This window comes from Janthinobacterium sp. FW305-128 (assembly GCF_020858135.1).
In the GTDB taxonomy this organism is placed as follows: domain Bacteria; phylum Pseudomonadota; class Gammaproteobacteria; order Burkholderiales; family Burkholderiaceae_D; genus Janthinobacterium.
The window spans coordinates 14,199-38,383 of sequence record NZ_JACYMK010000019.1; the positions used below are offsets into that span (position 1 = coordinate 14,199).

General features: G+C 46.5%; 26 protein-coding genes and 1 pseudogene. 13 read left to right on the top strand and 14 right to left on the bottom strand.

Annotation, left to right across the window (positions count from 1 at the left end; genetic code table 11):
* From IGS60_RS27580 to IGS60_RS27645, 14 genes and pseudogenes are all read right to left on the bottom strand, one after another.
* Nucleotides 1-1,077 (bottom strand): annotated as a pseudogene (locus tag IGS60_RS27580) (hypothetical protein); the annotation flags it as partial.
* Nucleotides 1,078-1,173: 96 nt separating this feature from the next.
* Nucleotides 1,174-3,204, bottom strand: a complete 2,031-nt coding sequence (locus IGS60_RS27585) for a type IV secretory system conjugative DNA transfer family protein (RefSeq protein WP_230506801.1) — start codon at nt 3,202-3,204, stop codon at nt 1,174-1,176.
* Nucleotides 3,170-4,204 carry a P-type DNA transfer ATPase VirB11 gene (virB11, locus tag IGS60_RS27590; protein ID WP_230506802.1) on the bottom strand — a complete coding sequence of 345 codons (1,035 nt, stop codon included), beginning with the start codon at nt 4,202-4,204 and terminating at the stop codon, nt 3,170-3,172. The genes IGS60_RS27585 and virB11 overlap by 35 nt, the downstream gene beginning before the upstream one ends.
* Entirely contained in the window at nt 4,201-5,469 is a 1,269-nt protein-coding gene (virB10, locus tag IGS60_RS27595; RefSeq protein WP_230506803.1) for a type IV secretion system protein VirB10, read from the bottom strand. The genes virB11 and virB10 overlap by 4 nt, the downstream gene beginning before the upstream one ends.
* 2 nt (nt 5,470-5,471) lie before the next feature.
* Entirely contained in the window at nt 5,472-6,326 is an 855-nt protein-coding gene (locus IGS60_RS27600) for a TrbG/VirB9 family P-type conjugative transfer protein (RefSeq protein ID WP_230506804.1), read from the bottom strand.
* A 2-nt stretch (nt 6,327-6,328) separates the two neighbouring features.
* Nucleotides 6,329-7,042, bottom strand: coding sequence for a virB8 family protein (locus tag IGS60_RS27605; RefSeq protein ID WP_230506805.1), 714 nt, complete (start codon nt 7,040-7,042; stop codon nt 6,329-6,331).
* Nucleotides 7,043-7,326: 284 nt separating this feature from the next.
* The gene (locus tag IGS60_RS27610) at nt 7,327-8,412 is read right to left on the bottom strand and encodes a type IV secretion system protein (RefSeq protein WP_230506806.1); all 1,086 of its coding nucleotides are present in this window, start codon (nt 8,410-8,412) and stop codon (nt 7,327-7,329) included.
* Nucleotides 8,413-8,477: 65 nt separating this feature from the next.
* On the bottom strand, nt 8,478-9,149 hold the full coding sequence (gene virB5, locus IGS60_RS27615) for a P-type DNA transfer protein VirB5 (RefSeq protein ID WP_230506807.1): 672 nt from the start codon (nt 9,147-9,149) through the stop codon (nt 8,478-8,480).
* The gene (locus IGS60_RS27620; RefSeq protein ID WP_230506808.1) at nt 9,150-11,597 is read right to left on the bottom strand and encodes a VirB4 family type IV secretion/conjugal transfer ATPase; all 2,448 of its coding nucleotides are present in this window, start codon (nt 11,595-11,597) and stop codon (nt 9,150-9,152) included.
* 61 nt (nt 11,598-11,658) lie between these two features.
* Entirely contained in the window at nt 11,659-11,979 is a 321-nt protein-coding gene (locus IGS60_RS27625) for a type IV secretion system protein VirB3 (protein ID WP_230506809.1), read from the bottom strand.
* Nucleotides 11,980-11,982: 3 nt separating this feature from the next.
* The gene (locus IGS60_RS27630) at nt 11,983-12,321 is read right to left on the bottom strand and encodes a TrbC/VirB2 family protein (RefSeq protein WP_230506810.1); all 339 of its coding nucleotides are present in this window, start codon (nt 12,319-12,321) and stop codon (nt 11,983-11,985) included.
* On the bottom strand, nt 12,299-12,622 hold the full coding sequence (locus IGS60_RS27635) for a hypothetical protein (RefSeq protein ID WP_230506811.1): 324 nt from the start codon (nt 12,620-12,622) through the stop codon (nt 12,299-12,301). The genes IGS60_RS27630 and IGS60_RS27635 overlap by 23 nt, the downstream gene beginning before the upstream one ends.
* A 10-nt stretch (nt 12,623-12,632) precedes the next feature.
* A complete protein-coding gene (locus tag IGS60_RS27640) occupies nt 12,633-14,630 on the bottom strand; it encodes a DNA topoisomerase (protein ID WP_230506812.1) in 1,998 nt (665 codons plus the stop codon).
* Between the two features lie 10 nt (nt 14,631-14,640).
* Nucleotides 14,641-15,159, bottom strand: coding sequence for a lytic transglycosylase domain-containing protein (locus tag IGS60_RS27645; RefSeq protein ID WP_230506813.1), 519 nt, complete (start codon nt 15,157-15,159; stop codon nt 14,641-14,643).
* An 809-nt stretch (nt 15,160-15,968) separates the two neighbouring features.
* Between IGS60_RS27645 and IGS60_RS27650 the strand changes: the two genes are divergently transcribed.
* The 13 genes from IGS60_RS27650 to IGS60_RS27710 form a co-directional block, all read left to right on the top strand.
* Entirely contained in the window at nt 15,969-16,727 is a 759-nt protein-coding gene (locus tag IGS60_RS27650) for a ParA family protein (RefSeq protein WP_230506814.1), read from the top strand.
* 2 nt (nt 16,728-16,729) lie between these two features.
* Nucleotides 16,730-17,974 carry a ParB/RepB/Spo0J family partition protein gene (locus tag IGS60_RS27655; RefSeq protein ID WP_230506815.1) on the top strand — a complete coding sequence of 415 codons (1,245 nt, stop codon included), beginning with the start codon at nt 16,730-16,732 and terminating at the stop codon, nt 17,972-17,974.
* Nucleotides 17,975-18,050: 76 nt separating this feature from the next.
* Nucleotides 18,051-18,563 carry a hypothetical protein gene (locus IGS60_RS27660; protein ID WP_230506816.1) on the top strand — a complete coding sequence of 171 codons (513 nt, stop codon included), beginning with the start codon at nt 18,051-18,053 and terminating at the stop codon, nt 18,561-18,563.
* A gap of 71 nt (nt 18,564-18,634) precedes the next feature.
* The gene (locus IGS60_RS27665) at nt 18,635-19,021 is read left to right on the top strand and encodes a TrfB-related DNA-binding protein (RefSeq protein ID WP_230506817.1); all 387 of its coding nucleotides are present in this window, start codon (nt 18,635-18,637) and stop codon (nt 19,019-19,021) included.
* Nucleotides 19,022-19,107: 86 nt separating this feature from the next.
* On the top strand, nt 19,108-19,416 hold the full coding sequence (locus tag IGS60_RS27670) for a hypothetical protein (RefSeq protein ID WP_230506818.1): 309 nt from the start codon (nt 19,108-19,110) through the stop codon (nt 19,414-19,416).
* Entirely contained in the window at nt 19,403-19,834 is a 432-nt protein-coding gene (locus IGS60_RS27675) for a hypothetical protein (RefSeq protein ID WP_230506819.1), read from the top strand. The genes IGS60_RS27670 and IGS60_RS27675 overlap by 14 nt, the downstream gene beginning before the upstream one ends.
* Before the next feature lie 677 nt (nt 19,835-20,511).
* Nucleotides 20,512-21,360 carry a hypothetical protein gene (locus tag IGS60_RS27680; RefSeq protein ID WP_230506820.1) on the top strand — a complete coding sequence of 283 codons (849 nt, stop codon included), beginning with the start codon at nt 20,512-20,514 and terminating at the stop codon, nt 21,358-21,360.
* Between the two features lies 1 nt (nt 21,361).
* Complete coding sequence (locus tag IGS60_RS27685; RefSeq protein WP_230506821.1) at nt 21,362-21,760, top strand: hypothetical protein; 399 nt, start codon at nt 21,362-21,364, stop codon at nt 21,758-21,760.
* 419 nt (nt 21,761-22,179) lie between these two features.
* On the top strand, nt 22,180-22,464 hold the full coding sequence (locus IGS60_RS27690) for a hypothetical protein (protein ID WP_230506822.1): 285 nt from the start codon (nt 22,180-22,182) through the stop codon (nt 22,462-22,464).
* A gap of 16 nt (nt 22,465-22,480) precedes the next feature.
* Nucleotides 22,481-22,921: a hypothetical protein gene (locus IGS60_RS27695; protein ID WP_230506823.1), complete on the top strand. Its 441-nt coding sequence runs from the start codon at nt 22,481-22,483 to the stop codon at nt 22,919-22,921.
* A gap of 7 nt (nt 22,922-22,928) precedes the next feature.
* Complete coding sequence (locus IGS60_RS27700; RefSeq protein ID WP_230506824.1) at nt 22,929-23,351, top strand: hypothetical protein; 423 nt, start codon at nt 22,929-22,931, stop codon at nt 23,349-23,351.
* 18 nt (nt 23,352-23,369) lie between these two features.
* Nucleotides 23,370-23,828, top strand: coding sequence for a hypothetical protein (locus IGS60_RS27705; protein WP_230506825.1), 459 nt, complete (start codon nt 23,370-23,372; stop codon nt 23,826-23,828).
* A 107-nt stretch (nt 23,829-23,935) separates the two neighbouring features.
* A partial coding sequence (locus tag IGS60_RS27710) for a hypothetical protein (protein WP_230506826.1) occupies nt 23,936-24,185 on the top strand: 250 nt, incomplete at its 3' end.

The window sequence follows — 24,185 nt, forward strand, 5'->3', positions numbered from 1 at the left end:
GCCTGCACCTGGCAGCGGTGGTGGCATTTCCATCGAGGCGGCTTGCAGGGGCGCGGCCTCGGCCACGGCGCCTGGCAGCGGCGGCGGTACAGCTGCACCTGGCAGCGGTGGTGGCATTTCCATCGAGGCGGCTTGCAGGGGCGCGGCCTCGGCCACGGCGCCTGGCAGCGGTGGCGGTACAGCTGCGCCTGGCAGTGGTGGCGGCATTTCCATCGAGGCGGCTTGCAGGGGCGCGGCCTCGGCCAATGGTGCCGCGCGATGCTCTGCCAACTTTGCTGCGTAGTAGTTTGCCGCGTTAACCGACGCAGCGCTTTCCATTGCCTTTTCCAGCGTTTCGCCCAGGTTCTCATTCACTTTGCCCAGGGTATAAGAAAGTGGAACGTCAACGCCGCTCTGGCTCAAACGCCAAACCTCGCCGGCCGCCATACGCTTCTCAAGATCATTGCGTGATGCAATAAGCTGCTCGATTGCATAATCGTTCGTGTTGGAATGTCGATCAGTCGCAATATTCGCGGCAATTTCTTCGCCAAACAATTCTTTAATTGCCACTTCGTTTTCGCTCTGCGAAACGTGGCGTTCATTGGCCCAACTATCCATGCCTACTTTGAATAACGGGGCTTGCTTCGCAGCGAAAACCTCCGCAATCGCCTTATCCCGCGCAGCAATTGTTTCATCAACAGTTGCGCCACGCCGGTAATGAACGACATCAACACCAGGGGGAACCTTTGCCCCCTCTGGAACGACAAGAGTAGCGCTTGGTACGGTAATACTCTTATTGCTATCGGCGGCAATCCATGTGTCAGCTTGAGAAAAACCAGATGGAGTTTGACCATTGGAAAATGTTTCCATCATTGGCGAAATAATCGCGCATTCACCATCAAATTTCCCGTAGAAATGATTACTTACGATACTGTTTTGTGCGAAGTGAAACGAATTTCTATAATCGCCAAGATGAGTAAGAATGACAGCACCGTCTTTTGACGCCGCGTTGTCAAAATTGTCTTGTACGCGAACCAAATACATTTTGGAAGAGTCGATAGGTTCGCCAATGCCAAGCGTCAGTTTTTTGTTTTCCATCAGATTCTCCATTCCCAAGTCATTATTCAAAATTCCGTAAGGCAATATTTTATCATGTTTCTATATCATATAATCAGAATGCCTGAATTGCATTCATCAAATATTCACGTTTGCAGCAGCACATAAGCTGTCGGCATACTTCATTAGTTTTTCGACATCAACATCGCCAGGGGGAATTTCAGGGACAGCCGAAAAATCTAATGCGAAGTCAACGAGGGTCATTTTGTCTATGCCGGCCATATCGCTTGCAGCAAACGCGCGTTCTTTGATCGTCGTCTTACCGACGCTGCTCTCTTCCTTGTCACTCTTTTTCTTTGGAACGTAGCAGTTCGCTTCCGAACTGATCGAATGCCAATGCGCATCCATATCCAGTTTTCTAACGTCCGAGCGTAACTCTCCGCGTTCGGTAACGTCATCTAACTGTGCTTCTGTCGGCAGCTTGCCTTTTAGCTTCGCAAGTGTTGGAGATACTTCTTTCAATCGGTCTATAAATAAATGATTCTTAAAATAAACAGCCTTTTCAGCTCGAATTGGATGCATGTGTTCCATAATAATGATGGAATTTTTCTGACCAATATCTGTTATTTCTTGAGGTAGCAAAAGCGCTCTCTTTGCATCTGAAACGTTTTCTGTTTTACTTCGGCGAGATTTAAATATCTTGAAAATTCCTTTTTCGCCGGACACCGACACCCCATCAACAGTTTGATAGCCAAGCATTTCCGAGATTTGTTGTGCCAACTTTTGCTCTGTTTTCTTAGGGGCAAAAATTACGTGCGCAGCGTGATTCGTGCCGAAATTCTCTGCGGCAGCGTCGCCGTAGGTATCAGCAGCTTGAGACGGGCTTTGAATAATTGTCAAAATACGCAAGCCATAGCCAGCTAGAAAACTAACACCTTTAGACAAGATGCTTAATTTTCCAAATGCAGTTAACTCATCCATGAGGAACAGGCACTTGAATTTCAGGGATTTATCTTTATTCGGCAAAACACGGATATTCAAATCAATAGCCTGCTGAAAGAAGATATTAACAAGTGGCTGAATTCGCTCCAAATTATCTGGTGTAATCCCGACAAAAATACTCATGCGCTCCTTGCGCAGTTTTGTTAAGTCAAAATCATTATCAGAGGTAGCCGCGTCAATAATTGGATTGCTCCAAAGTTCTAGGCGTGATCGAAATGAAGTGATAATGCCGGAGCGCGTACCATCAGCTTTGATTGTAATGTAGGTATTTAATGCATCAATGCATGAACGGGACAGCGGGTTTCCCTGCTCTGCCCGTTCATCAATAAGATTTTTGAAGTATTCGCTGCCATCGCCATCGACCAGTGTTTCCCTTAACACTTGGCCAATCGTAACTAATTTACCCGGTGTTTCAAGAAGAAATAATACAATTCCGAGAAATAAGCTTCTTGGTGTCGCCGTCCAGATAGGGTCTGTACCCTGTACGTCTGGAAAGAAAATACCCCCGACCTTTTGAATATCATCAACCCTGAAATTTTTATCAGTGCTAACGTAGCCCAAGGGGTTATAGCGATGGGTCAAATAATCCCTGGCTACCGGGTTGAACAGAAAAACCTTGTGGCCACGTTTTTTGCGATAGGCACTTGTCTTATCAAAATTTTCCTGCTTCATGTCTGCACAGACAACGCTATCCCGCCAAGAAAGGAGATTCGTAATTACAATGGAAATACCTTTCCATGCTCGTGTCGGCGCAGACACCATAACGTGCTGCGTCCCTGCAAACATGATGAATTTATTGCCAATCTTCCCCAGGATAATTCCAGCCTCGCCAAACAATCCGGCCTTCTCAACTTCTTTGCGAGTAGAGAACCTGGCATCACCGAACAGACTTCTTTTCGCGGGGGCGAAAATCCAAACAGTAAGAATGGTCAAAAAAACAAAAATAAAACCGGCGCATGAATAGAGCCAAGTCATAACATTGGCATTATGTCTATAGTGATACCAGTAATTTATGGCCACAAAAACTGTGGCTTTACTTCCTTCCTTTCCCTTAAATAGTAAAAATAGCGCTCCGGTTAAATAACTCCAAAGCATAAATAAAATAATTGTTAGAGATATAAAAACAAAAGGTTTAAACCAAGTTTGCTCTTTTAAGTTTTGGATCATAATAAATTTGTCGAAGTTTTCTATCGGAGTAGTACAACACGATATCAATTGCGCCGAAGAGTCGCCTGCGGATAAACTCGATATCCAAATGGGCGCCGGTTTTGCTATCTTTAATTAGTGCAATGAATTGTTCAAACGCTTCTAATGCACCATTGGCATGAATAGTTGAAATGCTCCCTGGATGCCCACTGCCGGCCACCTTCACGAATTCCCAAGCTTCATCACCACGCATTTCTGCAAGTAGTATTCTGGATGGTTCCATGCGCAAACAGGCGGCAATCGCATCCTTAGCCATTACCTTAAAGTTTTTAGCGGAATCCCTGGCGAAGAAAAGATGCACACGGTTTGGATGGTGTACTAGAAACAGTTCCCATACATCCTCAATGGTTATTAATCGTTCGTCAGTCGGTATGCATCGAATGAGACTTTTCGTTAAATATGTCTTTCCTGACCCGGTAGCACCTGCGATAACAATAGTCCTTTTTTTCTTGACAGCCAATTCTAAAAATGCCGCTATCTTTTTTTCTTCTTTTAAACTAAGTAATTCATATTCAAAATCTTCTAATTCATTATTTGCTTCTTGGAAATCGGAAAAAGAACCTTCACTTTCAAGCTCGTATAAATCCTTTTCACCATCGCCAAATTTCCTTATTGTGAACGTAATTGTTCCTTCTTGGCATGCAGGAGGCATGGCAATATTTACGCGCTCAAGCGTAGGCAATGCACAAGAAAGAATTGGTTTATCTTGCGAAATTTTATCGTTGTTGTAGCTGGCAATCAAATTTCCAAGTTGCAAACAATACCCGTATGTTAGTACGGGACATTCATGGCGTATCCAAGTGCCACGGGTACGGCCCCATACCTCACCAGGCCTATTAATCGCAATACCGGTGTACGCCTCGTCATCAAGAATATGTCTAATCGGCTTTAGGAACTGATCCAACATAACCGTCGATTTTTTGCTTTCCTGCAGTCCTGCAGAATATTCTCTCTCGCTCATTTTCTAAGTTTCAATCCATAAACGCCTGAAAAATCCAAATCCCCGACTAAACGAATTTGAATCTTTTCGCCTTGGTTTTTTGTTAATGTGGGTGGAATGTTGACAGAGCCATCAAGTGATTTCTCAACCATTTTTTCACCAGTTCCAGTCGTATTGCCATATACGACCGTGCCACCGTTGCCACCAGATTGTTTTTGTGCCAAAACAGCCTGCGTTGAATCTTTGATAAGGCTAATCATAATTGCAGCGCCGAACCGTTCTGAAAATTTAGTATCGACAAATCCTTCTAGTCCCGACCGCCCTAATGCATCAGCACCAGGGGAGTTCATATCGATGACTACGCCATTAGGCGTTTTAGCGCGCATAAACATCGCGCGTATTCTTGCTTGGCCAAGTTTTAAATCTCCCTGTTGCTCCCCATACATTTGTGTACCTTTTTCAAATATCAGTACCTGCCCATTATCGGAGTAGATATTTCGGGTTGTATGGCAAGACGTTGGCCCAGGCTGGGTACTATCAATTGCGTCTTCAAGTACGCAGTCGATGCTAGTGCCTTTGGTTAAAATAAAGTTCCTATTTGGCAGCAATGTTGCCGAGGTCATCTTTATCAACGTAGGTGTAAATTTTGCGCCAGTAGTTGCCGGTTTAGCATCCTTGCCTTCGGCGCCAGGTGGTGGCCGGGGCGGCTCGTTGGAATCTTCCTCACTGTCATTGATGTCCTGTGCAGAAGATGCCGGCCTGGAGTTGCTCGCTAGGTTCGGTACGGCCGAACTGGTTCCACCAAGCCTCTTCCTGTCGAACCAGGATAGGGCTGCTTGAGGATTAGCCGCCGCGCCTTGCCCCCCGCCATAAATGGCGGCAATCGGCGCCGCGCTGCCGTTGCCTGGCTGGCTTGTGCTGCCGTTGCTTTGCTGGCCTGCACCGTTGATCGCCGCGATAGGGCGCGGCGTACCTTGGCTGTCGGCGAGCTCTTCTGGAACGTCTGGTTTTAAATCTAAGGCTGGCAGGGTATTTACGACTTTGTTGTTTTCGACCTTGACCGCCTCTGGTTTAATATCTTTTTTATCCTTACTGCCATTCTTCGCCACATAGCCAACCATGCCCATGCCTGCGAAGATAATAAAAGTAAATCCAGAAACGGTAACTAATTTACTTGTCTTCTTATTTCTATTAACTGACGGTATGCCTTCATCTTCAATTTCTTCTGCTAATTTGGGCGTTGGCGAAGGTTCTTTTTCTTTTTGCCCCTTATTAAATAATTTCAAAGTCACTCCTTAATTGTTCTTTCTACTTCATCGGAAACGGTGCCGCTTGAATTATCTTCTTCACCGTTAATATCAAACGATTTGTTGACAATGCAAACTGCCGCATCACCCTGACGAAGTATTAACTTGCGTGTCATTTTTTCGACGACGATAGTAGCATCCTGAATATTGGTTTTCGCAATTGATTCACTCCCGTTTGAGTCAACCTCAAATACGGCCGGCATATCTCTGTTGCTGCTAAATGTGAGGTAGATAAATCGCCCATCATCCCGCGCACTTGTTGGGCTAATTTCATATGGCCCAGCCGCCCAATAATCAAAATTCATGTTGATCTTATTTTGATTCTTCAAAGATAGTTTTTGATTAATTATTTTATTTTCTTGCTCGGGATCAGTTTTTGTTTCAGGCGTGACGGCCACAGTAGTTTTTTTCTCAGGATACGCAAACTGCAAAGATAAAATTATTTTGTTGCTTTGCCAGGCTTTCTTGTCGTCCTTTTTTAATTGCTCGACAAACAATGCAAAATGATATAAACGGCTTTCGCCGTTGCTTCTGGATGTCATGACGGTGTAATTCGTGTCAGCATTCAATTCTTTTGGCTGTACGAAGAAATAATTGTTACCTTCCCTGATAGTCCAGGCACTGGGGTCGCCACCATTCCTATCCGTGATCTTCTCATCATCGGAAAACTTAATTAAAGTTGAAACGCCGTAATAAGTCGAAATATTTATAACATTTTCTGGAGCATAATCGACAATTCGAATACGTTCATCTTGTACGCCCTGGCGTGGCGTGACTGCACAAAAGCCAATAGTCGGGGCTATTGCACATAGCAATATCAGATATTTGAAATTCATTTTTAATCGCAAGCATTCTCGGACGAAGTTTCTGTAACGGAATCAGGGTCTTTGCGCCATTCAGTTGTTTGGTAGCCTAATGGATTTATCGCGCGGTCTTTTTCAGACATCGGAGTTCCTAAATACTTGAATGAAACCGTTGCAGCCCAATGCGTAACCACCGGCTTTGTGCCGGGCCTTTCCACGCATCGTATATACCGTACTAACGCTACCTGCTTACTCAGGAAAGACGTGCTTTTAACTTTTGTCTTTGCCGCCGCATATTTCCCCAAAACATTCAGAGGGGATTTCGGATTTTTAGGATTGAATTCTTCCGCATACTGCTCATTCACTGCAGCACTAGACATCAAGCCGACGCTGTTGTAATACTCTTCGGCAAGTGTATTGGAATAAGCATCTCTGAAACGGACATAACGTTGAATGAAATATTTGTTCACGACCTCTTCATAATTCGTCTTCGCATCGCCCATTGTGGTTACTACGTCCACAATGCCCGTGCTATCGCTTACCCGCAACACAGTAGGCGGCGGCAAATCTCTCATTGAAATAAACACGGTGGACAGTACGCCAATGATCCCGCCGATTGCGGAGACGGTAGCGATGCGCCATGCCTTCTTCTCCGATTTTTCAATCATTTCCTGTCGGTCAATCTCCCATTTTTTCGCCTCCGCGAAAAAATCTTCTGTGCCATTTTTAATATCATTACTCTTTTTCATCTGTATCTCACTTCTAGCATGCAATGTTTTGGCTTGTATGGGAATGTGCGTTTGCTGTGACTTCTGGATTGCCTGGCGCGATAACATTTATCGGCCGGAAATCGCCGGAACATTTCGGCGGTTGTTTTGGCGTTTTGCTTGCGCACCCAGCCAATAAAACAGTCAATAATAATAATGTGATTCGCATAGTATATTTTCCAATAAGCGTGTTTCCGCCGGTCAATATATCATATATTGACCAGCGGAAATTATGTTTTTGGTTTCTGTATTAAATGAGATGGGTATTATTTTTTACTAATCTTGTTGCTTCTTCTATTCTCGACTCGTGACCAAACAGCCCCCGCAGCTTTAGCTGTACGACCTGGCATTTTCTTTGCCCATGATGCATGCGTTGCTTTATCTCGGCGGAACTTCCTAGCATCGAGAAGTGTTTTCCCCGTTGCCAAATCCTTGCCGGCAGATAATGTACCTGACACACTACCTTTAAGCTTATTGAACGCCCATCCTGCAGCACCCAACGTACTTATCGCAACGCCGCCACCCAGGCTGGATGCGATTGATGGTAGCTGGGTCATTAGCAATGCTGCGATAACGCTAATTGCCACTGCTGGCAATGCTTGATTTATTTTTGGGTCAGCTAGAACTCCCGAGGATTCAATTGCAACAAGGTATGTGAGAAGAACGGTCATCATCAACTTTATAAGAGCAGCTGTTAAAACCACCAGGAAAAAATAATTTAATGTCTGTCCCAGCCAGGCATCTAAAAACTTTTTAGTAGGCTCAAATAGAGTTCCGAATATGAACATTGGGCCTAATCCGAGCAATATTGCCATCGCTATTTTCGCTAGAACCAATAAAAATGCAGCGAAGGCCGTAGTCAGTAAACCTACCCCCCATATACCCATTGCATATAATGATAGGCCTATGTCCGGTATCCCCATTGTTGAATTGGCATTTGCTTTCTGCCAAAATGCATCACCAAATACAAACATCTTGGTCATGAGGTCGTCAAGAAATTGACTGTTGCCTTGTGCATCACCATTACCAGACGCAACTACCGCCGCCATAGCATCAGGTGCATTCCACAATAAATCCGTAACATACATATTGTAGTTTCCTAATGTTAGGGAGATACCGGTAATAATAGACATTCTAATTATTCGTGCTGCGGCGTCTTGTACGGGTTCCTGCACTGTTCCGCGCATCATTGCCCACCCCCATAGCACAACATATACCGTGAGCAGGGTATAGCATGCTGGGCTTATAGCTGTTATTACTGATTGCGCGGTTTGATTTACATACGTTTGTAAGGTTGCATTTAATTTTGTAAAGATATCAGCGTAAAAATGTAGGTCTTCGGGAGTGGCCATAAAATCCTCAACTTTCGCGGCGCCACTTTGGGCGCCGCGCATTAATTAGCCATACTGAATTAGATTCAGAAGCGGGGTACGATTCCTTTACTGGATTTCATGCGAATTTCCGTGGCTTGTTGATTTGCCAGGTCTTTTTGTGCCTGCGCCAGCTGGGAGAGCATTTGCAGTTTGATGTTTTCGTTCTGCAACATTACTTGCTCTGCTTGAATCCTGGCCTGCAGATCGGAAATGGCCTTTGGGTCAGGGGCATCATTAACCTTGTCCAGCAGCTGCTGGATGCCTGCAAAACGGTCGCTGGCCTGTTTGTAGCCCTCTTCTGCTGTTGCTCGATTAACGGCCGCCTGATTGGCCGAGTTTTCAAAAGCTTTCGCGGCGTCACCGCGTGCATCCAGTTTGGTATTTTCAATACCGAATTTTTTTGCATCAGCCCGTATTTGTGCCGAATTCCCAAAGCCGCTATTCAGAATTTGTTTATAGTCCTTTGGGAGATATGAACGTAGGCTTGGGTTGTTCACCAGGGCCGCCATTCCCCGCGATCCATTCATACTTTGAAACGTTTCTTTTTGCGTCTGCAGTTGATTTTGCATCTGTGCGAATTGTTTTTTCCAGGCTGCAACTTGTTCAATTTGTTGCTTAATGGCAGCTGCATCAATGACAGCCCACTGCGCTTGCGAAGCTGTTGATACGCAAAATGTCATTGCCAAAATTGCAGCATTAATAGTAATATTTTTCATTTACACTCCTTTTCTTGCTTCGTGAAATTTAGGGAGCCAAATATCAGGATTTGGCCCATACTCGTTAACCATTTTTTCTGATAATGCAGCTGTAACAGTATTGCCTGATAAAACTGCAAGGAAGTCGTGCATTCCATTTAAGTTAAGCTCTGCTACTACTGAATTGTCGCCCTGCTTAATTAAAAAGTATCGGGAATTTGCGTCAGTTCCTAATTCTTTAATGATTTCCCATTCTCTCCGAGTGCATTTGAAGCCCTCTACGTAGTCCGCGTAGCTGGCTTTGGTATTCGGCAGGAATATTTGTGTCGCTGTCTGACTGACAATGGCGGCGCCGATATCCTGATCCAGAACTTGCCTTGGGAATTGCGTAAACATGACAAGGAACCCATCACGCTTTCGGATGGTAACAAGTTTGTCATCGGCGAAATCGGCAAAAGCAGGGTCGTTTAATAGTTGTCCGAATTCATCCAAAAATATCGGAATCCGCCGACCATCTTGCATTTGTTCAATTCGATGGAACAAATACATAATAGTCGGAGTTCTAGTTTGCGGATTTTTAAGAAATGCTGTTACGTCGATGCCAACAATTGAAGTGTCAAGTGATAACGTGTCTTCTTCGTTATCCAGCAGCCATCCTAAATCTCCAAGCGCTGTCCAGGGGAAAAGGCGAGAATAAAGCCCATCCTCTTCGCCTTGATTGAAAAACTCCAACACGGACAATAGGCGTCTATCTTTTTTCGGAGTTTTTTCATTCATCACACTTCGCACGGCCAGGCTAATTAATTCTTTTTCTGAAGGCTTATATGGGGAATTTTCAACGGCCATTATTTGCATAAGCAATTTCAAAACGAAAAGAATATTATCCTCAGTTATTGGCATCTGCAAAGGCTGCAGGCCAGAGCGTTCGCCGTTGCGCAAGGTATAGTAATTCCCCCCCATTGCCCGAATTCCAACTGATGCGCCTTCGTCTTTGTCAATTACAACTGACGTTAATTTTTTAGTCCCGCCGTTAGTGAATTTCTGTAACATCGAAAGTAAGAACATTTCAAGTACAGTTTTACCTTTACCCGATTCGCCAATGACAATCATATTGGCCAGATCTTTGTGATTTGGATCGAGTTTGGCTAAGCGTTTTGCCTCATTACCTTTTTCTCCCTTGTGGAAGTTAAAATAATATGGTGCGCCGGATGATGTTTTTAACATCGCTACGGCATGGCCCCACTGGTTATTCGCCAGATGACCTATAGGGTAATTGTGAAAACTTGCAAATGCGGAAAAGTTCCGGCTTGTAATATCTCCAACCCGAGTTCTAAATTTAAAGTTTCCTGGTAACTGCGAGTAGAACGCCCCTGCAATAGCGTCATCTTCCCTTGCCCACTTAATGTTTACTTCTGACAGTTCATTTCCGGCCAGGCTAATACAGTCTGCCAAATCGGCCTTATCATCAGATTTGATTATCAAAGTCAAATGGTGCGCGCCCATAACATATTCGCCAGAGGCAAGGCCATCCATGGCTTCTGTGAGGCTTTTAATTTGCGATTCCGCCACATCGCCTGCATTAATCATTCGATCTTGTTGGCGCTTCATTCTGCCCACGCCAGAGCCTTTTGAAATGAATGTCAATGATTGTGTCAGGACAAATTCAAAAGGAAGGCTTAGAAGCCCATTTAATAGCGTTGGTGGTGTCGGATCGGGATATTCTTGAATCGCCAAAATTCCTGCGTATATTACGGATGTTGGAGTCTTATAGCTCATCAACCCACCCTTACCGAAGAAAGGCCGGGATGTCGAAAGCACTTGATTAAAAGACGCTCTCAACAAAGGCATGCGTCGCCATTCGCCATTTAACAGATAGCCTAAAAATTCAGCTATTTCTGAAAATGTAAATCCGTTGTGTTCGTAGACGCCAAGTAATTCTGGCTCGTATCGGTCAAGGCTGGCCATGCATGAGTTAACTAACTCATTGATAACAAGCAATTCCTCTTCCTGTTTCTGGATCAGTTCTTCTTTTGATTTTTTTGCGAAAAAATCGAATGCTTTTAAGGCTGCAATTGGCTCGGGGCGATACACAATTGAAACATATAATTCGTTTATGAGCATCATTGTGCCGCTCATTTTTTCTTTGTAGGCGGCATCAAGCTCACGACAAAATCCGATATCAAATTCTCCGCCAGGATATTTGTTATATTCGCGTTTTACCATGTGAGTCCAAATCGCCACATGCGGGGAAGCTAAATTTCTTAACCAATTATTGAGGTGATTGTGCCAATCATTGATATCTTGAGTATCAGCGCTTTCATGGGCCGCCCCTTGCAAGCGGATTGTTTGCATATAGCCACCGTCTATCAATTTGATGGTGTTGGTGGAAATTTGATTTCCTTGTGGAATAAATTGCGAACAATCTTCCTCCACTGCCGACTCTTTAGAATACTTTACTTCTGCACCCATAATTACTCCAAGCTGAAATTTCGCGTCCGCGAAAAGTTTGTTATTTCGCGGACGCGAAAAACTACTCAATCCATTTTTTTCTGGTCAACGGAGAAAAACTAGCCGCATTCCAAAACTTCCTGTTCCTGCATTTCCCAATGGTGTTAACCCAAATCCACATTTTATAAAAACGGTTTGGGTCATCAGCGCTGATTGCATATAGGACGCCGTGTAGTGGTAATCCAATCACCATCACGAAAATATTGCCGGCGCCTAAGAAAGCGATAGATGTCACCATCATGTTGAAAACGAATGCGAAATACGGAACGCCGCCAATGGTGGCTGGCCGTGTAAGGCCAACGAATAGCGGTTCTTCTATAAGTTCGTCGTCCTCGGGCACCATGGTTTAGCTGCTGGCACCAATGAAGTAATCGACAATAGTGGCGGCGCCGAAGATCAAGACAATACCGATGACGATTTTGATCGCCCAGTCCCAGGACAGTTTGCCCACCAGGGCGGCAATGCCGCAGGCAATTACGGCAACAACTGCGATAGTGCGGGAAAGGCCGCCGGTCAACATTTCCAAAACGCGCGTACCGGCCGAATCCCATGGCATTGCCATCGCTTCCAGTGGCATCACTGCGCAAATGGCCAATGCGAACATGATTGCGAACGTCATCGCCTGTTTGGTCTCTTTGCTATCGTATGCTGTGTTTGCGGATTTAAATTTGAGGGATTTCATCATGTTGATTTTCCTGGTGTAAAAGTAATAATTCTATAGGGCATCTAACCCCTAGTTTTTTTAAAAACGAAATCAATCTATCGAGACTGACAAAATGCCTTGGCTTTCTTCGACTGGTTCCAAGGCATATTTTTTCCTCCTTCCATGTTAAATTTATGAATAATCTATATGTCGCGTCTTTATTTTGCGAAATCCAAATCTTCTGTACTACGTTATTTTTAATGTATTCAGTAAGATTGTTTTCTGCGATAAGCGTCATTTCGTTCATGTTGTTGATGATTTTATCTTTTTTTATTTTTTTCACCTTTACTCAATTAGAGGACTGGTTTTCCATCTTGATTTTTATACTTTGCTTTGCAACCATTGGCCGCACCAGTGCATGCCCAAAAATCAAATGCAGACTTCCCAGGTGCTGGTGTCTGCTTTATATGGGTCAAAGGCGATTGGCATTTGTTGCAAACATATTCTGAAAGAACGATGCCTTTTCGTTGGCCAGGTTCACCGTTAGCGTCTGGTAATGTTGTTTTGCAAATTGGGAAGGCGCTGCAACCCCAAAAAAAATGATCATCTTTTTCTCTTCTTCGCAGAGCCTCTTTGCAAACCGGGCATGGATATTTCGGGGAGCTATTGTCTTTTGTTGTTCTGATCTCTTGTTTTAATGTTTCATGTACTTTTGTAACAACGTCTCTGTATCGCAATTCCCCTTTCTGTATCAGATCAATGTCGCGTTCAATTTCCCTGGTAAATCCGTATTCCATAAATGAAAACCTTCCGACAAGAGCATCGTTAATTTGCTCCGCTATGGCGGTAGGAATTACCTGGCGTTTTTCTTCAACCACGTACTTGCGTTCAAAGATGCCTTCCATGATGGCGGCCAGGGTGGCTGGCCTACCAATGCCCGACTTAAAGAGTTTGTCGATAAGCGAAGCCTGCTTGTAGCGGTTAGGCGCGCGCGTAGCTTTTGCTAGAACGCTTCCACTGCTGACAGTAAGAACCTGGCCCACGGTCAAAGTCGGCACAGTGTTTTTGTTGCTCCCGTCGTCTTCTTCATCCTCTTCATCCACGGTTTCGTCCCGGTTTAGCAAAGCCAACCAACCTTGATTAACTAAGGTTCTGCCTGTGGTTGAAAAGGTCACTACCTTGCCGCTGACGGGTTCAATGGCCTCCATCGTTGCCGTGCGGACGGCATACGCCGCGTCGGCCAGCTGGGATGCGATAGCTCTTTCTCGTATCAGTTGATAGAGTGCGCGTTCATCGTCTGTCTTCCCGGCCTCTTCAACCTCCCAATGTGTGGGCGTACAAGCAGGGTGGCCTGCCTCGGCGCCATCTGGAATCTTGAATACGCGAGGGTCATCTGCCATTTCCAAGCCTAGATTCAACGCGGCCTGAAATATGTCTCCCAGGTGGCTCAAGGCGACGTTCGGATTGTCTGTGCGGTGATAGGTGATATGTCCCTTGTCAAACAGCGCTTGGGCTGCTGTCATCGTTTCAGTTGGCGACATTTTCAACGCGACACTGGCAGCCTGTTGCAGTGTCGGCGTGATGAATGGGGCGGGTGGACTTCTCTTTGTGACTGTCTCTGTGTATGACTTCACCGTTACCGTATTAATAGCAGCAACACCATTGGCGAATGCTTCGTCCAAAATGTATGGTTCATCGGCAGATTTGAGGTAGGGTTTTGTTACCCAATCAGCGTGCCAGTCAGCCTGCCAGGCTGCGGAAGTGTCCACATTTTCAAAAGATAGCTTTGCACCAAAGTGATTAGTTCGGCAAAAGCTCTTAATTTGGCGCTCACGTTCAACGACGAGGCGGACGGCTACGCTTTGCACTCGGCCGGCCGATAGTGTTTTCCCCAGGAGGTCACTTAATAATGGGCTGACCATGTAGCCTACTAGGCGGTCAAGCGTCCGCCTGGCTTCTTGAGCGGCCACCTTGTGTTTGTCAATCCGCCCAGGATTAAGCATGGCCTGTTGTACGTCAGGCGCTGTTACTGTTTTCCAGGAAACGCGAATGTAATTTGTGAGTTCAAGCGCTTGTTGAAGGTGCCAGCTAATTGCCTCCCCTTCTTTATCTTGATCTGTTGCCAAATAGATTTCATCGGCTTGAGCGCATAATTTCTTTAGCCCAGCAACAGTACGTTCGCCAGATTCCGTAATTACATACTGCGGAATGAAATCAGGAGGATGAACGCCCATTTCATTAAGTGGCAAATCGCGGATATGACCATAGCTTGCGGCAAGTTTATACTCGCCGCCAAGAATCTTTTTTAATTCTTCTATTTTTCCTGGTGATTCAATTATAACTAATTTCATAATTATTTATTCAGGGAAGTAGTTTTACAATTCGGGGAGGTTTGTTTTTGTTTTTTGCTATGTTGTTGATTACTTTTTGCACGTAACCATTGGAAAAGCCATTTACGAATGATCCGGTGTTGTATTTCGATAGTGCGGCAAGTGCTGCCGAATGTTCATCCCCGTTATACTTCTTTAAAGCCTCTTCATAATTCCAATAAAATATCGACCCCGCCAATGCCAAATTTTCGCAAGCATCGAACGCTCGTGCGACAGTAAATCCATACTTTGGTAAATTATCAGAATTAATTTGACCAATGCCAACATCAATATTAAATCCCTGGCGAATTAGATTTTCTGCCGTGGCTATCGCCTCTGCTTTGTTCGTTGGCTGTCTTTCAAGTTTGTAGCCTTTCCGCTTTTCCTTATCACGATTAATGTTGATAAGCAAAGTCTTGAATCCAGTCTCTTGCGCGACAATTCCAGAAAGAGTTTCAGCATGAACCCATGGAGCACATTGTCTAGCTAGTTGTTCAAAATCGACGTCCATTGGCTTTTCAGAGTAGGTGCAGAGTAATGATGGTGTTGGCGAAGGCAAAGAATGTTGGTTTTCAAAACAGTATATTTCAGCACGGCAATATATCACATATTGAATGTTTTCTGTGGGAAATATACTAAATATCTATCATGATTTTTATCATTAAAATATCTGTGTTCGACGCTGTGTTTGCCTGCTTGCTGGTGCGATCTTTTCGCGGGGGCGAAAATCAATTCATGCGTTTCGCCAGGACAAATTCGGTAATGAGATTCAAATTGATTTAATTGCAATTAATATTTGTGGATTATAAATGCTTCACAAAAATGTTCTTTTGAGTTCCGTTTTCGCGTCCGCGAAATTTCTAGACTGTCGGCTATTTATAATTTCTGTCATCATTCTTGTTTTAACGGGCGTGTGATGGATTGTTGTAGTGCTGCGTCTTGCGGGGAGTTGGCGTTCGTTGTATTTGGGCAACATAATTGCATTTATGGCAATCTCGTATAATTTTTTGCATGTGAAGCAAAAAAGCTTTACACAATCAGCCGATTCTCTTATAATGACTACATGGCAGACAAAATGATTTGCCAGTAAATAAAGTTGTACCAATCAACGTAGTCATAAAGGAGCATGGTATGAAGGTTCTTAAACAGTTTATCGAAGGTGCATTTGCTTGCCTGGTGATGGTCGGCCCGGCTGTTGTTCTCTTCCTGCATCAAGATTCTTCCTTCATCGTTTTCTAAATACAAGGGATGGGTCGGAGCCGGCCCATAAAATCCTTGGAGCTTAATACACGCACTATCTATCTATAAGGTCTGGATAAAATGAAGACATTGGTTGTTGCAAATCAGAAGGGTGGACAGTCGAAAACCACGGAGGTTTTCCACATCGGTACATTGGCATCCGTCAAACAAAAGAAGCGTGTTCTGTACGTTGATAATGATCCCCAGGGAAGCTTGTCGATTCTCATTCCATCTTCGCCAGGGGCGGAAGGAAGCGGAATGTTGTCGTCGGCGCTGTATGAGAAACGCAAAGATTTGGTGGTGCCGGAAGTTGTTAACGAGTTTGTTTCAATTCTGCGCCGCGACAAATCCATGCTTAACGTGCGGGAAAGTGATATTGGCAACCCCGCTGAAAATCTTGCGCGCATCGCGGGTGATTACGAACTGTGCATCATTGATAATGCCGGATCATTGGGACATCACGTTAATGCGTCTTTGATTGCGGCGGACTGGTTGATTTCACCAGTTGCAGTTGGTTTGTTGGAAATGGCTGGATTGAGTGATCTTTTTGATTACGTGAGGGAAATTCAAAATTCCTACAATCCGAATTTGAAGTTTATGGGTTTGTTGCCGTCGAAGGTAAATCCTTCCAGCCCCGAAGAATTGGCAGCTTTGGAGGAATTGCAGGAGCAATTGGGAGAATTGATTATTCCCCATACTCTTTTTGAGCGCGCATCGGTAAAGCAAGCAATTGCAGGCCGCCGTCCTGTTTGGCATTCCACAAAGGGCGCTGGGCATTTGAAAGCGGGCAAGGAATGGAAAGCCGCATGTGAATTTATCTTGAATAAGATGGGAGTTTAAAAATGGTTGATAGTAAAAGTGGTGTAAAGGGTGGCGCAAAGCCGGCAAAGAAAAACACGTATGGCGACTTGGGGGCCATTTTGAAGGGGGGCGGGTTGTCCGATTTGGTGAAGCCAGGTGATCGGATGGCGCGTATCCCGATGGCCCAAATTTTGGTTACGGAGCAAGTCCGTAAACAGTTTGAGCGTGACGGTGAAAGCACCATGGAAGAAATGACTGCCTCGGTCAAGAAACATGGCGTTATTCAGCCGGCGCTGTTCCGTCCGATTGATGGGCCAGGCCCGTTCAAGTTTGAATTGGTTTGCGGTGGACGGCGCTATCGTGCCTCGAAAAACAATGACCTTCCAGATATGCCTGGCGTTATCCGTGAAATGACGGATGCAGAAGCAAGCGAACTGCAGTTCGTCGAAAACATCCATCGTTTGAATTTGTCGCAGCTGGAAGAGGCGCAGCGCGTGCAGGATGATCTGGACGCGGCTAACGGAGACGTTGATGTGGTATTGGCCAAATACACCAAAGGCCGTTCCTGGTTGTCGAAGATTTTGTCCTTGCTTACTCTTCCGACTGAAACGGCCCGTCTTATTCTGGATGGCGTCACCGCTGATGTCGAAGTCGTGAATAACGTAAAACAGATTGAGAAGGTGAATCCTCAAGCGGCTAAAGAGGCGGTGGAACACCTCAAAGCGACCAAGAACAAGGAAGATGCGCGCCAGGTTTCTAAAGACCTGAAAGCCCAAGTGAAGCCGCCAAAAGCGAAAGCAAAAAAAGATGCGGCTGGCGTGGCGGCGACGGCAAAGGATACGACCCAGCTACTCCCTGGTGTGGCTGCGGTTGAAAGTTTCGCGGACGCGAAAAACGCGGGGAATGATTCTGCAGGCAACGGCGAGAAAGTTGTTTGGCCTTTTGGGAAAAAAGAGGATTCGCCCGCCAGCGATTCCGGCGCCCTCTTGCCAGCTGCGCACCTGGACAAAATTTTCGGCCTGATTACTGATGGTAGCCAGCCAGAAGTGATTGTTGATGTGATGACGACGGCGGAGCGCGATGGTTTGGAAGCATGGCTCAAGCCCTTTTACCTGTCTGCTGCCAACAACAAGGACTATTGCCATGCATTGCTGGAGGGTATGCGTGCTGGAACTTTCGGAATTGACGGGTACAGCGCATTCCAGATGATCGCTTTCTTGCAGGGCGCCGACCCGGAAATTAAGGCATTCAGCTTGGTAAAAGTATTCCGTGCTGTAAAACCTTAATTATCAATGGCGACAAAGACAGCGCGCCAACGCTGTCTTTGTCTAACCACATTTCAATCTGCTTGGAGATTAGAACATGGCTGCGCAAGAGAATACCCGAAAAACATTAAGTATTGTTATCACCCATGGAAAGTTTGTTTTGCAAGGCGTAATTTTTTTTAGCGTCATTGTCGGTTTCGTCGGGATGCTATTGAGTGAGCGCGACAACTTGCCGCGCCTAGCCCTACAGTCATGGGCGGCTCTCATAGCCGCGTTGTCGTATAACCACACTATCTTTTGGCTTCCAGCAGCTTTGGCTATCCTGTTTGCCGCCCTGGCTCTGTTGGCATTAGGTGTAGCTACAGAGGTCGTCGGGCCTAGATGGCATTGGTGGACGTTTTTTGGATGCGCAGTAGCCATGTTTTATATGTGTGTTTTTGCGATGAACAGTGCTATTCCGCAATGCGCAGACATTTTTTACGGGGCAATATACGGCTCCGATTGTGACCCTTACAAGAGTGTCTTCAGTGACGCTCTTAACCTGTGCGCCCTCGTTCCACCAGTGATGTTTGTGGTTGTTTTTGTAAAATTGCTTTTGGGTAAAACTTAAAGTCTCATGCGGTAGAAGCATTTATAATGGTGGTCGGTGCGGAGGTCGCACCACACACAATAGGTTTAGCGATGAAAAAAAAGGCTTCCCAAAAGATGACGCATGCAGAATATGAGGAAATCTTACCTCTGCTAAAAAATATATCTGATGAGCGGAAAAAAGCCGCTTATGCGAGGCTTGTTGACGGTTTGACGTACCAATCAATTGCAAATCAGTACGGCTGGACTCGGCAATCTGTATATCAGGCAGCCAAGGCTGTGATGGCAAAATATGAGGTATATCTTGAGGCTAAAGCATCGCGGGCAAATTCCACAACTTTGTTGCCGGTAGGCTGGGAGCGGGTTGAGGTAATTGCCCCGGCGCATCTTATCAAAAAGTTTCGTGCTGAAATAGCAAAAGAAAGCCCTGGGAACCCAGGCGAAGAAATCGAGTCCAAAAAAAAGCCCGATAGCAAATAAATGCCACGGGCGAAAAATCAACGTGAGCCATAAAGCTTCTGTGGCTAACAAGCGTATTCTAACAGAATCAACCAGTTAGGTGTTGCATGCTTAAATTAGTAAAGTTGCTTGTTTTACTCATTTTCATAATATCCATAGTAGACCGGCTTGTATGGGTAAATGCACAAGGGGGTTTGCAAGGTTGGGCTGGTGCCGATGTATTGGCCGTCTCATTGCCAGGATGCGAACATCGCTCAGTGGAGTATAAGCAGAGCAGCATGGAAGGGGTTGCTGTATATCGCTGCAGTACGATTGATATGAATATTCCTATTTGGCCGTTCTGGCGTGGTGGAAGATCAAAAGAATTACTTGAATTCACGAGTAATTATATACAGGAAAAAAATGGAAAAAATTAGGGATGATTTGCCGAAAGTATTAGATGGACTTGATGTTGATGATATGCAATTACATATCATAAGGCAGTATGTTCATGCATCGATGGCATGTGCACGCGACCAGCGCAATATGTTATTTAGTGTGCTTCTGCTGCTCTTTGCAAATTATGTTGTTTCTTCTATTGTGGCCGATAATGAAATGCCTTTTATCGGTGTAACGGAAGTTTTGCTATCTTGGATTCCGATAGTAGGTATTATGATTGCCGTGTTTGTCATCATAGTAAAACAGATTATTCGAAATAAGCTTATCAATGGATTGGCTGATTCATCACTTCTCCCAGCCCCTGCAGTCGCACGTCTCCGTGAAATAACATGGTGTATGGATTTGTATGTTCTGATGGAGCCATATTATTTTCTCGAAAAACTCTTCCGGCGATAGATTTTTTAGTTAGTTTCCCTCTTCTTCCTCCCCTCCCCTTCCCGCTCTCCCTGGTGCCATTGCCGGCGCCGCTGTAGCTGCTGCGCCTGGCCGCGTGCGCGCCTGGTGGCGTCGCCTCGGCGCCGGCCAGGGCCGTGCTGCCGGCGTGCGCTGCGCGCACGTCCACCAGCTGGCCGGCCTCGATGTCGGCGGCCGCGCGTGGCGGTGGCCAGCACCGTGCCGGCGCCGCCCTGGTGATCGCTGGGCCTGTCGGCCGCGCTCCCCCTGGTGCCACTGCCGGCGCCGCTGCAGCTGCTGCACCTGGCCGCGTGCGCGCCTGGTGGCGTCGCCCCGGCGCCGGCCAGGGCCGTGCTGCCGGCGCGCGCTGCGCGCACGTCCAGCAGCTGGCCGGCCTCGATGTCGGCGGCCGTGCGTGGCGGTGGCCAGCACCGTGCCGGCGCCGCCCTGGTGATCGCTGGGCCTGTCGGCCGCGCTCCCCCTGGTGCCACTGCCGGCGCCGCTGCAGTTGCTGCGCCTGGCCGCGTGCGCGCCTGGTGGCGTCGCCCCGGCGCCGGCCAGGGCCGTGCTGCGGGCATGCGCTGCGCGCACGTCCACCAGCTGGCCGGCCTCGATGTCGGCGGCCGCGCGTGGCGGTGGCCAGCACCGTGCCGGCGCCGCCCTGGTGATCGCTGGGCCTGGTGGCCCGCGCTCCCCCTGGTATAGCTTCCGGCACTGCTACCGCCTGGCTTCATGTGTGCCAGGTGGCGTCGCTGTGGCGCCGGTCATGGCTATTTAGCCATGCGTCCTTTGCCGCATGTTTTGTGGGTTTCTATAAAAAACGGGATATTGAAAGACAAAATAAACCCCCATTGTGTCTTTCATTCGACTATAATATGGTCATTCAAAAGACAAAAAAAGGATTGAAAGTGTCTTCCAGCATAAAAGAAAATGGTTCGTCCAAAGCCCTGCCAAGTGTAAATCTGCGCAGTTTGTCTTACTCGCCTAACATCAATCCGTTGGTCGATCCGCAAGAAATTCGATCCAAGCGGAGGTATGTTCGTTCCGGCCGCGGTGAAGAACTGCTGAACCCCAACACTGGCGAAATCAATGGTATGGCTGTAATTCATCAGATCGAGGAGCGCGATGATGCTGAATTCGTAAAGGTGTTTGCTGCGGGTGTCGCGGCCTCATTTGAACTGACCAAGACCGCACATAGGGTCTTCCAGGTTGTGTTGGATCAATATCAGCGTACTCCAATGAGTAAGGGTTATGCTGATTACGTAAATTTATTCTGGTTTGGCGATGGTATTGAAGGCCGCGATCTTAATATGTCTGAAAAAACATTTCAGCGAGGCCTCAAAGAATTGATCCAAAAACGGTTTATTTATCCAAAAGATTCCGCTAGTTTTTGGACAAACCCAGCCCTATTTTTCAAGGGTGATCGTGTCATGTTCATCAAAGAATTCCGCCGCCGATCAGTGGAGAGCAGCGCAAAAATTGACTCTACCAAGACGGCGCCAGGGGGGGGAATTGGTGACGGAAATTGATATGGACAATATCAAAAACCAAGATGTCCCGGTAGAAATTCCAGTGGAGGCACTAACCGCATTTTCCACGTTTTGGCAAGCGGCATTGGCTGTGGCTGGGAAAATTCCCACAAAGAATTTCGATCAAATATTAAAATATCGTGATGAAAAAATTGAAGCTGCACAAGAAGTAAATTTGTTGTTGCTTGATAAACTTTCGCATCTGGAAAGAAGCGTCGAATTCCTCAAAGCAGAGAACTTAAAGGCCAAAGACAGGCATGTTGCAGAAATATCTGTGCTAAATGGCCAGCTTGGCGTGGCCAAAAAAACCATAAAATATCTGGAGCGTGGCTTGCAAAAATCCACCAATGAATGCGAAGGACTCCGGGCTACTATCGCAAATCTTCAACCAAAAGGTTAGCATATGCGCAATAGATGCAAGTCTGAAATTTTCGCCTCCGCGAAACCTGAATGGATGCGCCTATGGGCGCATGAGGGGCGCTTTGCGCCAGGTTTGAATAGTGTTTTCACATATCTATCTCGCGCACACATGAATTCGTCCGCTGACTGGCAAAACCATAACCGATGGCGTCACCCCTGCAAGGGCCGCTACGCTCAAACACTCGCCCGTTCAGACTCGCCTACGGCTCCCTTAGCTGCGGCCTCCTTTTTGCCCCTTGCACGGCTTCGTGCCACCGTTTTTGCCAGCCATACCGCGAACGAACTCATGTGAACCGATGCATAGAAATAATCGGCGAAGTCAACTCTGCAAACATACAATCCCGCTCTTGAATCTATGTAACCCGATACACTTAAATGCAAATCTCAAAGGATTATGTGATGAAAAGTAAAGATATTATCAAAAATGTGTTTTTATTCATTTTCAAAGCAATGCGTTTATCCTTGTTTTTGGTGATGTATTGGTTGCGGGCGCCAATCCTTATGGTTGGGGGATACGTAAGCTGCTTTTCATTGATGGCTCTTATTATTTCATATATTGTTCATCCAGTAAGTTCTATGCTTTGGGGATTTGGATTGGTGAGTTTCTTTTCCTTTTCCTTGCTTTGGTTGTATGATTATATTTTAATTGAACTTTCGCCAAATGAAATGGCGAGAATTCTTTAGTGCCATGAAAGAGATTATGACTATTGAAGAGAAGAAAATGCAGAAGCGCTTTGAACTGAATTTCCCGGCCATGTTGTTGGCTGTTGGTTTAATCTGTGCGCTTCGTACCGAGACTGTCAGCGCTGCCGAGTATAACGCTCTCATTGGCAATCCTTTTTTGTTTTGTTCAGCCCCCAGGCCGTGTAAGCATTGTCAGCCATACAGACGGATTTACAATGAAATCTGTAACAGCCAGTCGAAGGCAAAGAAGGAGGCTGACGAAACTATGCAACAGAGCAGCACGCCTAATGCGGCTCAGTTGAGGGTATTTAAGCAAGAAGGAGCCGCCGCCCTCAATGCTGCGATGCAACGTGGAGACACCATTTTTTCGATGGATGAAAATACGTCAGATTTGAGTTTCAATGCTTTTGCTGCTGGGTGGAACGCGGAATGGGCGAAAGTCCGTATTAAAGGATAAACACACTATGAATACGACACCACAACAACTTGCGGGAAAGCCTGCTGGCGATGACCAAGTGGCACGGGCGCGCGAAATCGTCGGCTCTAATCAGGAACTGCAAAACCGTATAGATACCTTCCTGGCGGCAGGCGCGACGCGCGGCCAGATGACTGATTTTCTCTCTTCGTTGCGTAGCGCCGTTGCAGAAGAGCAGCTTAAAAAGAAGATCAATACTATCTGTCGCTTAGTCGGTATCGATCAACCATCCAGCGCTGACCGACTGATGGCAATGCAGATTGGTCTTATGCAAGAACAGAATTCGATCCTGCAAAACGGTATGGTGCGCACCTTGAACCAGATGCGGAGCGATGCACAAAGCCAAAACAGCGATTCCATGTTTACTGCGTTGCTAGGCGGCGCGCTTGTCGGTGCAGTTCTCACTAGTTAACCAACAGGCAAATAATAAATGATTTCAAAAACTGAAAAATATGCTCTATGGCAGGCAATTCGTAGCGAGAGTCGGCCTCTAATTTCGCGGCGGCACAAGAAATTTATGTTGGCCGGCATGATGGTCATAGCTGCTGGAGTTTGTTCCGTGTGCGTCGATATTGGAAAATTGAGCGGGTATCTGTTGGTATGTGGCTTCATAATGATCATTTTTTCGGGGCTGGCATTACCCGAACCATGGAGTTTCGATAATGAAGTTTTCCGATGCAAGGCGCTTCGTGTCTCGACTATTGAAAAATTGAAGTCGTCTGTGGGGGGGGGTGTCTTCAATGAATTTGTGAAAATGAAGGAATCTGATGATGATAAATGCCTTCGTGTTTGTCATATCTTCGATTTACTCGACAAAGAATCACGATCTGCTGAAAAAGCATGCGTAGAAAGTATCGCAAACGAGCAGAAAGACGCTTTGAAGATATAGCGCGGATAATAATGAATCGCGTGTACCGACCGCTGCGCGTGTCGATGGGCAGCACCGTACCGGCGCCGCCCTGGTGATCGCTGGGCCTGTCGGCCGCGCTCCCCCTGGTGCCACTGCCGGCGCCGCTGCAGCTGCTGCACCTGGCCGCGTGCGCGCCTGGTGGCGTCGCCTCGGCGCCGGCCAGGGCCGTGCTGCCGGCGCGCGCTGCGCGCACGTCCACCAGCTGGCCGGCCTCGATGTCGGCGGCCGTGCGTGGCGGTGGCCAGCACCGTGCCAGCGTCGCCCTGGTGCAGTTTGTGGCGTGCCTGTCCGTGCGCCAGGTGGCGCTGGCCAGGGCCGTGCTGGCGTCACACAGCG